Genomic DNA, 11,047 nt, shown 5'->3' on the forward strand with positions numbered 1-11,047 from the left:
AAACATATAAGTCCTAACATATTTGTTAGGACTTTTTTATTACATTTATTTCATGAAAATAGATCAAATTCATAAGCTCTTTCTTGAGTGTTCGATTGTAGATACTGACACTAGAAAAATAAGTTTAAATTCTATGTTTTTTGCCTTGAAAGGCGAGAACTTTAATGCTAATAAATTTGCAAAAGACGCCTTAGACAAAGGTGCCAAATATGCAGTTGTAGATGAAAAAGAACATGTCTTAAGTAAAAATTATATACTCGTTGATGATGTATTACATACATTACAAAAGTTAGCTAACTACCATCGCAATTTTTTAGGCACAAAAATTATTGGATTAACAGGTAGTAACGGAAAAACAACTACAAAAGAGCTTATTAATGCTGTTTTAAGCCAACAATATAATACTAATGCCACAGTCGGTAACTTAAACAATCATATAGGAGTTCCTTTAACCTTGTTATCTCTTAGTAAAGAAACAGAAATAGGTATTGTAGAAATGGGTGCAAACCATCAAAAAGAAATTGAATTTTTATGTGATATTGCACAACCAGATTTTGGCTATATAACAAATTTTGGGAAAGCACATTTAGAAGGTTTTGGTGGTGTTGAAGGAGTCATAAAAGGAAAAAGTGAATTGTACACCTATTTACAAGACTGCAATAAACTCATATTTGTAAATAACAGTGATGCGATTCAAAAGGAGAAAACTAACGCCTATAACAAAACATATACTTTTGGAACAACACAGGACAGTGATTCAATTATTGAATTATTAAGCGCTGATCCTTTTGTGAAAATTAAGACAAATAACACTGCTATTAATAGCAATTTAATTGGTAGTTATAACTTTAACAATATTGCTATTGCAATAACAATAGGCAAATACTTCAATGTTTCACTAGACAATATTAAAAAAGGTATAGAAAATTATATACCTACCAACAATAGGTCACAAATAATAAACAAAAACACTAATAAAATTATACTTGATGCTTATAATGCTAATCCAACAAGTATGAAAGCTGCGTTAGACAATTTCACCAAGTTATCAGACACAAATAAAATTGCTGTTTTAGGAGATATGTTTGAATTAGGTAACTCTGCTAATGATGAACATAAATTTATAGCAGATTATGCTTCAAAATTAAACATCAATCACACATACTTAGTTGGTAAACATTTTTACGAAAACAAAATAGGAAAAGACAACCTTAGTTGCTTTAAGTCATTTGATGACCTTAAAGCGCATTTTGAAAATTCAGCAATAAGCAACACCACATTTTTAATAAAAGGCTCTAGAGGCATGGCTTTAGAGCGAATTCTAGAAATTATTTAATCTATAAATGAAAAAACACTTTTCTAAAGAGAATATTCCACTTATACTAAGTATCATTTTAGTTATTATTTCTCTGTTCTATTCAATTTTTGGAAACTATGCTTTAAATGCAAAACATTATGTTGGTTTTTCTTTAATACTAATGTCCTTTTTAACTTATTTCTATAATAAAAAGGTATATAGTATAGTTTTTACAATTTCCTTAACTCTTGGTCTTATTGGCTTAATAGATATTTTATTTATAGAATTTGCTATTACAATTATATTCATAAAAATAAACCTTGTATTTTTAATTTTATTAATTCTTTTTCTTGTCACTAATAAAGAGAAGCTAAACAAACTATTTCCCGAAAAGAATATCTGAAAATATTATATAAAAAAAGCCTTTCGTTTTCGAAAGGCTTTTTTTGTGGGCGCGAAGGGATTCGAACCCCTGACCCCTTGGGTGTAAACCAAGTGCTCTGAACCAACTGAGCTACGCGCCCTATTGAAAAGTTGTATAAAAAAACCTGAACTTAATCAGGCTTTGTGGGCGCGAAGGGATTCGAACCCCTGACCCCTTGGGTGTAAACCAAGTGCTCTGAACCAACTGAGCTACGCGCCCTTTTCAATAGGACTGCAAATATAGAGTAGTTTTTGAATTCTCAAAAGCTTTTTGGAAAAAAAATTAAATAATTTCGGCCACTACAAAAGTACTTCCTCCTACATAAATAAAGTCTTTTGAAGTCGCATTGCTTAAGGCTTCATTAAAAGCTTCATCTACTGATTTATACATATTACCAAACCTATTTTTTGCTTTAAAATAATCTAATACTACACTAGCATCTAAACCTCTGTATATACTCGGTTTACAAAAGTAATAAGTTGCCTTTTCTGGAAATAAGCTAATTATAGAGCTTAAATCTTTATCATTTACAAAACCTAAAACAATATGAAGCTTATCGAAGTTTTCTTGCTGTAACTGTTCCATTGTATAAGTAAGACCTTCTTTATTATGAGCTGTATCACAAACAACTTTAGGGTCATTTTGCAATACTTGCCAACGTCCTTTTAGGCTTGTATTTTTAATCACATTTTTAAGCCCTCCTATCAAATAATTATTGGAAACTTTAAACTTCTTCAAACTATTTAAAACAGCTATAGTTTGCACAACAGTTTTAGCATTGTTTTTTTGATAACTTCCCAACAAATCTGTTGCATAATCCTTAAGAATTAAGTCATCAGCATAAGATATTTCTGCGCTATTGTTGTTAGCCATTTTGTTAAAAATAGCTGTTGTTTCTTTTTGTGTCTCTCCAATTACAACAGGAACATCTTTTTTAATAATTCCAGCTTTTTCTTTTGCTATTTTTTCTATAGTATCACCTAAAAACTGTGTGTGGTCTAATCCTATATTTGTAATTACTGAAACTTCTGGTGTTATAATATTTGTTGAATCTAATCGTCCTCCTAATCCAACTTCAATTATAGCTATATCAACTTTTTGTTTTGAAAAATAATCAAATGCCAAACCAACAGTCATTTCAAAAAAAGACAATGAATGTTTTTCAAAAAAGTGTTTATTACGTTTTATAAAACCTATAACAAACTGCTTAGAAATATCTTTTCCGTTAATCTTAATACGCTCTCTAAAATCTTTTAAATGCGGCGAAGTATATAAACCAACCTTATAACCTGCTTCTTGTAACACCGAAGCCAACATATGACTTGTAGAACCTTTACCATTAGTACCAGCTACATGTATAGATTTAAATTTATTTTCAGGATGCTTTAAGTGATAAGCAAGTAAAAGTGTATTAGATAAATCTTCTTTATACGCCTTTTTACCTTTATTTTGATACATTGGAAGTTGTGAAAACATCCAATCTATAGTTTCTTGATAGTTCATTTATTGACCTAAACTAAACTTAACTTCTACCCAACCAATTTGTGTTACTGGTGCTTTTGAGTCGGCAGGCCACTTATGTGTTAAAGCTGTTTTTCTTGCTGCTTCGTATAAACAAATGTCACCTGTTGTGCCTCTCTTTCCTGGAATAGCTTTTATAACTTTACCTGCTCTGTTAACATGAATTTCTACTACTACTCTTCCTTCTTCTTGGCAATCTGGAATAATTTTATTGTATGTAGCATTTCCTCTACCTCCTAAACCGTAGCCTTTTCCTCCTGAACCACTTCCTGGATCACCAAAATAACTTGGCGCATAAGGATCACCATCTAACTGCCCTTTATCTCCTGCCTGATTATCATCTCCTTCGCTTCCTGAGTCTGTTCCATCAGATTTCCCTATTCCACCAATTAAATCATCAAGTTTTTTCTTTTTATCCTCTTTTTCTTTTTGTTCTCTTTTCTCTCTTTCTATGCGTTCTGCTTCTGCCTTAGCTTTTGCTTCTGCTTCAGCTTTTAACTTAGCCTCTTCTTCTTCTTTCTTTTTTTTAATAGCTATGGCTTCTGCATTATCTTGAGTCATTACCTCTTCGGCAACTGTTTCTTGAGGTTTTGAAGCTTCTGGTTGGGTTTCTTCTACTTTAGTTTCTTCCTTTACTATTTCTTTTTCTACAGATTTAATTGGCTTTTTGGGTTGCACATTTCCACTTCCAAAATCAGTGGTTCCAAAATTAACTGCAACTCCATATTCTTCTGGAGGATCCATATAATTAGGACCAACCACAAATAATAACAGTAATAATATTACTATTATCAATCCAGTAATTTTTGCTGAATCTTTTTCGTGTTTGGTTTCAAAATATTTCACTTAATACAGTTTTATTTATCTATATTCAAAAATGATGCCTTTTTTAATTTGACTTAACAGCTAAAGTAGATTTAATCTTATTTCTATTAGCAATATCCATTATAAACACCACATGCTTCAAATCTACATCTTGATCTGATCGAATTGTAATAGTTGGCGAACTTGAGTTACCAACCATTTCTAAAACTTCAGCTTCCAGTCTAGTTTTAGATACCTCCTTCATATTAACAAAATATTGTAACTTTTTGTTTACACTAACCGAAACATTTTTTGTTTGGGTTGTCTTACTTGTTGAATTGGGTAACAACAAATCAATTGCTTCTGCAGATACTAAAGTAGATGCTATCATAAAAAATATAAGCAGCAAGAATACAATATCTGTCATTGAAGACATATTGAATTCTGGTGTAATCTTATTTCTTCCTCTAATATCCATAAAGACTATATTGGTTCATTAAGAAGGTCTAAAAACTCAACCGAATTAGCTTCCATTTGGTGAATTACTTTGTTAGTTCTTCCTACCAAATGATTATAAGCTATATACCCAACAATACCTACAATTAAACCAGCAACAGTAGTTGTCATTGCTGTATATAAACCATCTGCAAGTGTTTTAATATCAATAGATCCACCTGAATTAGCGATTTCAAAAATTGATAAAATCATTCCAATTACAGTTCCAAGAAACCCTATCATTGGTGCTGCTCCAGAAATAGTAGCTAATACACTAACATTTTTTTCTAAACCATAAACTTCAAGTCTACCTGCATTTTCAATAGCTGTGTTAATATCTTCTAAAGGACGACCAATTCTAGAAATACCTTTACTTATCAACCTAGAAACTGGAGAGTTTACTTGAGCACACAACACTTTTGCTGACTCTATTTTACCATTGGAAACATGATCCTTTATTTGGTTCATAAAATTAGGGTCTACTTTTGATGCTGCTTTAATTGCAAACAAACGCTCAAAATAAATATAAGAAGCTACGATTAATAATATAAATAATAACAAAATTATTAATTGACCTGCTAAACCACCACTTTTAATAAGCTCAATTATTGATAGTGTTTTTTCGACAGATTCTCCGTCTGTCATTAATTCTGCTCCATCTTGAACAGCATCTTGAATGATTGTACTTATCATACTATTAAGTTATTTAATACTGAGTTATAACGATTAGTTTTTAAATAAAGTATTTACGCTAACCACATTCTAGTTAAGAAGAATACTAATGCTCCTCCTAAAAACCCTACTAATGCTAACCAAGAAATCTTTTTTAAGTACCAGAAGAAATCAATTTTTTCCATTCCCATGGCTACAACACCAGCTGCAGAACCTATAATTAACATACTTCCTCCTGTTCCAGCTGAATAAGCAATAAAATGCCATAACTGATCATCAACACCTTCAGAGAACATACCTAAACTTGCAGCTACTAAAGGAACATTATCAATAACTGCAGAACCTACACCAAGTAATAGTACTACTAAATCTGAAACTAAAGTTCCATCAATTTCTGTTCCCATCATTGGCATACCTTCTTTTAAGTTATTTGCAAAACCAAATAATAACCCAAGAGATTCTAGTGCTGCTACAGCCATTAATATTCCTAAAAAGAATAGTATACTAGGCATTTCAATTTTAGATAATGAATGGTGTACAGGGCTATGGTGTGCGTGTGAATCACTTTCTTCTGAATCTACACCAGAAACACTAAATTTAGATGAACTATAAATTTCTGCAAACACTGCTACAACACCTAAAGCAAGCATCATTCCTACATAAGGAGGTAAATGTGTAACTGTTTTAAAAACTGGCACAGATACAATTGCTCCTAAACCAAGATATAGCATAGTAGAACTAAACTTAGATTTAGGCTTATTAGCATCTTCATCAATATCTTCTTCTAATTCACCTTTAAATGCTGGTAAAAATGATGCGATTGTAGATGGAATTAACATACAAACTAACGATGGTAATAATAAGTACTTTATAAGGTTTAAAGTAGTTACCTTATCACCAATCCATAACATTGTTGTTGTTACATCACCTATTGGCGACCAAGCTCCTCCTGCATTTGCTGCTATAATAATTAAACCAGCATACCATATTCTTACGCTTCTATTACTAACTATTTTTTGTAAAATTGAGATTAAAACAATCGTTGCTGTTAAATTGTCAATTATAGCTGATAATATAAAAGCTAAGAATGAAAATATCCATAAAATTCTTACTTTACTTTTTGTTCTAATAAACGATTTTATTGTAGAGAACCCGTCAAAATAATCAATAATCTCAACTATAGTCATAGCTCCTAATAAGAACACTAATATTTCAGCTGTTTTCCCAAGATGATGCAATAATGTTTCCTCCATTAAATGCATTTTCTCTTCGTGAGCTAACAATCCAAAATTATCTAAAAGCGCATGCTTTCCAGAGTCAAACCATTGTGTAAAATCATCTATTCCTAAAGATATTAAAGCCCAACTAATGGCCATCATAACCAAAGCAGGAATTAACTTATCAATTTTTAAATTATGCTCTAAGGTTATAGCTAAATAGCCTATTACAAATACTGCAATAATTACGGTTTCCATATGTATAAATTATATAAGTTGTTTTAATGCTATCTCAAAAGCTGTAGCACTTATGTTTGTTGTTGAATTACTTTGATTGTATACCTTTTCTATGGCTTTTTTAATAATTTCTGAAGTGTCATTAAAAATAGCTTCATCTGTCATTTGTACTTTACGCTCCATGAAATATGCAAAAACTCTAGCCATACCACAATTTGAAATGAAATCTGGGATAAGACTTACCTTATTATCGGTATGTTCCATAATTGGACCAAAGAAAATTTCTTTATCAGCAAATGGCACATTTGCTCCACAAGAAATAACTTCTAAACCATTAGAAATCATTTCATCAATTTGTGCTTTAGTTATTAACCTAGATGCTGCACATGGAGCAAATATTTCAGTTGATAAAGACCACACTTTTTGGTTCATCTCCTCAAAAGGAATCATGTTATGAGTCGCTAAAGTATTTCCATCTTTAGTTAAAAAGAAATTTGTTACTTCTTCAAAAGAAAATCCTTCTTCATTAATTACCCCACCAGTTATATCTATGATTCCAACTACTTTAGCTCCCATTTGTGCTAAATAATAAGCAGCTGCCGACCCAACATTTCCAAAACCTTGAACTATAGCTTTTTTCCCAACAATAGAGCCATCATAAATATCATAATAATGTTTCACCGCTTCAGCAACACCAAAACCAGTAATCATATCTGCTACTGTATATTTTCTTAAAACATCTGGTGAATACTTAGTGTTTTCTATAACTTTTATAACTCCTTGACGTAACTGTCCAATTCTATTAATTTTATCAGCCTCAGTTGGTTTGAAGTGTCCATTAAAAACACCTTCTTGAGGATGCCACACACCAGATTCTTCTGTAATAGGAATTACTTCATGTATCTCATCCACATTTAAATCGCCTCCAGTTCCATAATAGCTTTTTAATAATGGCGAAACTGCCTTATACCAACGTTCTAAAACACCTTTTTTTCTTGGGTCTTTTGGATCAAAATTAATTCCGGATTTCGCACCACCTATAGCTGGCCCAGAAACTGTAAATTTCACTTCCATGGTTTTGGCTAATGATAAAACTTCATTCATATCTAAGCCCTTACGCATTCTTGTTCCTCCTCCAGCGGCTCCTCCTCTTAAAGAATTTATCACTGTCCAACCTTCGGCTTCAGTTTCAGAATCTTTCCAATTAAATACTATTTCTGGTTCTTTACCTTCGTAACGTTCAAGTAGTTCTTTCATTAAATTATAGTTAGTTTTTGTGTTCAACAAATATAGAAAACAAAAAGTGCTTTATATAGTAAATACTTTTTTTTATGGACGAAAAATTACTCCACTACTATGATCTTTTTTAGCTCCTGTAACACTACTCAAACAGTTAACTTCATTTCTATACTTTAACACTCCTAAAAAAGCAAAAATTAGAGCTTCTTTATACTCAATTAGTTCTTTTTTAGGTATTGTAACTTCAATATTACTTAAACTCTCTATTCTTTGTATCAAAAACCCATTATAAGCTCCTCCTCCAGTGATTAAAACTGACTTTAAGTTAACATTTTTAAGAATTAAACTAACTTGAAAAGCTGCGTGCTCTATAAAAGTTCGAAGAATATCCTTTACACTTATTTCAAAGGAATCAATTAAAGGAAAAACACTACTCAGAACCCATTCTAACCCTAAAGACTTTGGGTAAGCTTCAGCATAATACTTTAAATCATTTAAGTAATTAAGTAAATCAATATTTACCTTTCCGGTTTTTGCTATCTCGCCATTATCATCAAAATCAAAACCTAATTTAGAAACATAATGATTTAAAACTATATTAACTGGACAAATGTCAAAAGCTATTCTTTTTGAATTTTCTATAAAAGAAATATTAGCAAAACCACCTAAATTTAAACAACTTTCATAGTTACCAAATAGCAAATGGTCTCCAATAGGAACTAAAGGAGCTCCTTGACCTCCAAGTTCAATATCTTGTATTCTAAAATCACATATAACAAGTTTATTTAAAATAGCCGCCAAATTTGCTTGGTTTCCTATTTGCTTTGTTACACCTTTCTCAGGTAAATGAAAAACAGTATGTCCATGATTACAAATAAAATCTAAATTACTAATTGAATGTTTATTTATAAACTCCTTGATAATATTAGCCTGATAACCTGTATATTCATTGTCCAAACCCTCTAATTCGCTACTATTACAATAAATAGCATTCTTTAATTTTTCCTTCCAAAATTTTGGATATTCAACAGTATCCGTTTTAATGATATTATAACTCCAAACTTTATCATAACTAAATATAACATTGCAAACATCGATTCCATCAAGAGATGTTCCAGACATTACACCTATAACATTATATATTTCTTTTTTCATATTAGTAAAAATAGCAAGGATTATTGAAAATATGTCATTAAAAAAGTATCTTTGAAAAGTTTTTTTACGAATTATTTAATACTACAAATAAAAATGGATTTTAGCCTTACAGAAGAGCATCTAATGATACGTGATGCAGCTCGTGATTTTGCACAAACTGAATTATTACCAGGAGTAATTGAAAGAGATGACAAACAATCATTTCCTGATGAATTAGTAAAAAAAATGGGAGATCTTGGTTTCTTGGGAATCATGGTAGATCCTAAATACGGAGGAAGTGGTATGGATACCATTTCATATGTACTAATTATGGAAGAATTATCAAAAATTGATGCATCAGCTTCTGTTATGGTGTCTGTTAACAATTCTTTAGTTTGTTATGGTTTAGAAAAATATGGTTCAGAGGAACAAAAGCAAAAATACTTAACAAAACTTGCTACAGGTGAATACCTTGGTGCTTTTTGTTTAAGTGAGCCTGAAGCTGGTAGTGATGCTACATCTCAAAGTACTACAGCTATTGACAAAGGAGACCATTACTTATTAAATGGAACAAAAAACTGGATTACTAATGGAGGCAGAAGTGATGTTTACTTAGTCATTGCTCAAACTGAAAGAGAAAAAGGTCATAGAGGTATTAATGCTTTTATTGTTGAAAAAGGAATGGAAGGGTTTGATATTGGACCAAAAGAAGATAAATTAGGTATTAGAGGTAGTGATACTCATACACTTCAATTTAATGATGTAAAAGTTCCTAAAGAAAATAGAATTGGAGAAGATGGATTTGGTTTTAAATTTGCAATGAAAACACTTTCAGGAGGAAGAATTGGAATTGCATCTCAAGCACTAGGTATAGCTTCAGGAGCTTACGAATTAGCTTTAAAATACTCTAAAGAAAGAAAAGCATTTGGTACTGAAATTTGTAATCATCAAGCTATTGCATTTAAACTTGCTGATATGGCTACTGAAATTGAAGCTGCTCGTCATTTAGTTATGAAATCTGCTTGGGATAAAGACCAAGGAAATAATTATGATATGTCTAGTGCAATGGCAAAACTATATGCAAGTAAAGTAGCAATGGAACAAACTGTAGAAGCTGTTCAAATCCATGGAGGAAATGGTTTTGTTAAAGAATACCACGTAGAGCGTTTAATGAGAGATGCTAAAATCACTCAGATTTATGAAGGAACTTCAGAAATTCAAAAAATTGTTATTTCAAGAGGAGTTATAAAAGGATAATAGTTTTTTAAACATTAAAATATTAAAACCTGTTTTTTTAAGCAGGTTTTTTTTATATCTGGAACTTTAAAACTATTAGTAATATTATTCCTTATAACTCAAATCTCATATACAATAACTTACCGATTAATTAATAGCAACTTCTCTACTTAGGTCTTTTAATAAACTTCATATATTAAAAATATTCTCGCTAAAAATGCAAACATATATTCTAAATATCTTGTTAACAAAAATCACATAGCTTAAATAAGCTAAAACTTCAACATAGTATGTTGTATAAAACATGATTTAAACAATAGAATAGAGAGTACAGCTAATACATTAGCATTATAATTTGGTGTATTCTTTGAAGATTAGTAAAGATTATAAAAAACAAAAAACCCTTACTAGTATTAGTAAGGGTTTTCAAAAAAGGCGGCGACCTACTCTTCCACGATAGTAGTACCATCGGCGCTAATGGGCTTAACTTCTCTGTTCGGAATGGTAAGAGGTGAGCCCCATTGCTATAACCACCTTAAATCTTTGGCTGATTTAACAGCTCTAATATTTTAACATATTGAAAAAGTGACATGATTTAATAAATTTTACTCTAAAAAGAACGGCTGTACAATAAGCCTATGGGTTATTAGTACTACTCGGCTATGACATTACTGCCTTTACACCTGTAGCCTATCAACGTAGTCATCTCCTACGACCCTTTAAAGAAATCTCATCTTGTGGTGGGTTTCGCGCTTATATGCTTTCAGCGCT

General features: G+C 31.2%; 9 protein-coding genes, 2 tRNA genes and 2 rRNA genes (1 of these 13 cut by a window edge). 2 read left to right on the top strand and 11 right to left on the bottom strand.

The features are described from left to right. The first annotated feature begins 52 nt into the window (after nucleotides 1–52). Nucleotides 53–1,336, top strand: coding sequence for a UDP-N-acetylmuramoyl-tripeptide--D-alanyl-D-alanine ligase (locus ACLII3_RS02985; protein ID WP_412986374.1), 1,284 nt, complete (start codon nucleotides 53–55; stop codon nucleotides 1,334–1,336). Nucleotides 1,337–1,746: 410 nt separating this feature from the next. Here ACLII3_RS02985 and ACLII3_RS02990 read toward each other — a convergent pair. From ACLII3_RS02990 to ACLII3_RS03030, 9 genes are all read right to left on the bottom strand, one after another. Then, a tRNA-Val gene (locus tag ACLII3_RS02990) sits at nucleotides 1,747–1,821 on the bottom strand. A 44-nt stretch (nucleotides 1,822–1,865) separates the two neighbouring features. Next, nucleotides 1,866–1,940: transfer RNA gene (locus ACLII3_RS02995), tRNA-Val, on the bottom strand. A gap of 63 nt (nucleotides 1,941–2,003) precedes the next feature. Next, nucleotides 2,004–3,224, bottom strand: coding sequence for a bifunctional folylpolyglutamate synthase/dihydrofolate synthase (locus ACLII3_RS03000; RefSeq protein WP_412986376.1), 1,221 nt, complete (start codon nucleotides 3,222–3,224; stop codon nucleotides 2,004–2,006). Then, nucleotides 3,225–4,088 (bottom strand): energy transducer TonB, encoded by an 864-nt coding sequence (locus ACLII3_RS03005; protein WP_412986377.1) that lies wholly within the window; start codon nucleotides 4,086–4,088, stop codon nucleotides 3,225–3,227. It abuts the gene before it with no gap. A gap of 43 nt (nucleotides 4,089–4,131) precedes the next feature. Next, nucleotides 4,132–4,524, bottom strand: coding sequence for an ExbD/TolR family protein (locus ACLII3_RS03010; RefSeq protein ID WP_412986379.1), 393 nt, complete (start codon nucleotides 4,522–4,524; stop codon nucleotides 4,132–4,134). Nucleotides 4,525–4,529: 5 nt separating this feature from the next. Continuing rightward, nucleotides 4,530–5,234, bottom strand: coding sequence for a MotA/TolQ/ExbB proton channel family protein (locus tag ACLII3_RS03015; RefSeq protein ID WP_412986381.1), 705 nt, complete (start codon nucleotides 5,232–5,234; stop codon nucleotides 4,530–4,532). 53 nt (nucleotides 5,235–5,287) lie between these two features. Continuing rightward, nucleotides 5,288–6,688, bottom strand: coding sequence for a sodium:proton antiporter NhaD (nhaD, locus tag ACLII3_RS03020; protein ID WP_412986382.1), 1,401 nt, complete (start codon nucleotides 6,686–6,688; stop codon nucleotides 5,288–5,290). Nucleotides 6,689–6,697: 9 nt separating this feature from the next. Then, nucleotides 6,698–7,924, bottom strand: coding sequence for a Glu/Leu/Phe/Val dehydrogenase dimerization domain-containing protein (locus ACLII3_RS03025; protein ID WP_412986384.1), 1,227 nt, complete (start codon nucleotides 7,922–7,924; stop codon nucleotides 6,698–6,700). Between the two features lie 72 nt (nucleotides 7,925–7,996). Then, entirely contained in the window at nucleotides 7,997–9,061 is a 1,065-nt protein-coding gene (locus tag ACLII3_RS03030; RefSeq protein WP_412986386.1) for an anhydro-N-acetylmuramic acid kinase, read from the bottom strand. Between the two features lie 93 nt (nucleotides 9,062–9,154). Between ACLII3_RS03030 and ACLII3_RS03035 the strand changes: the two genes are divergently transcribed. After that, complete coding sequence (locus ACLII3_RS03035) at nucleotides 9,155–10,297, top strand: acyl-CoA dehydrogenase (protein WP_412986387.1); 1,143 nt, start codon at nucleotides 9,155–9,157, stop codon at nucleotides 10,295–10,297. Nucleotides 10,298–10,706: 409 nt separating this feature from the next. Here the strand turns inward: ACLII3_RS03035 and rrf are convergent. Both rrf and ACLII3_RS03045 read right to left on the bottom strand, forming a co-directional pair. After that, a 5S ribosomal RNA gene (rrf, locus tag ACLII3_RS03040) occupies nucleotides 10,707–10,814 on the bottom strand. 88 nt (nucleotides 10,815–10,902) lie between these two features. Next, a 23S ribosomal RNA gene (locus ACLII3_RS03045) occupies nucleotides 10,903–11,047 on the bottom strand; it runs 2,674 nt beyond the window's last position.

The organism is Pontimicrobium sp. IMCC45349 (assembly GCF_047219225.1).
GTDB lineage: Bacteria > Bacteroidota > Bacteroidia > Flavobacteriales > Flavobacteriaceae > IMCC45349.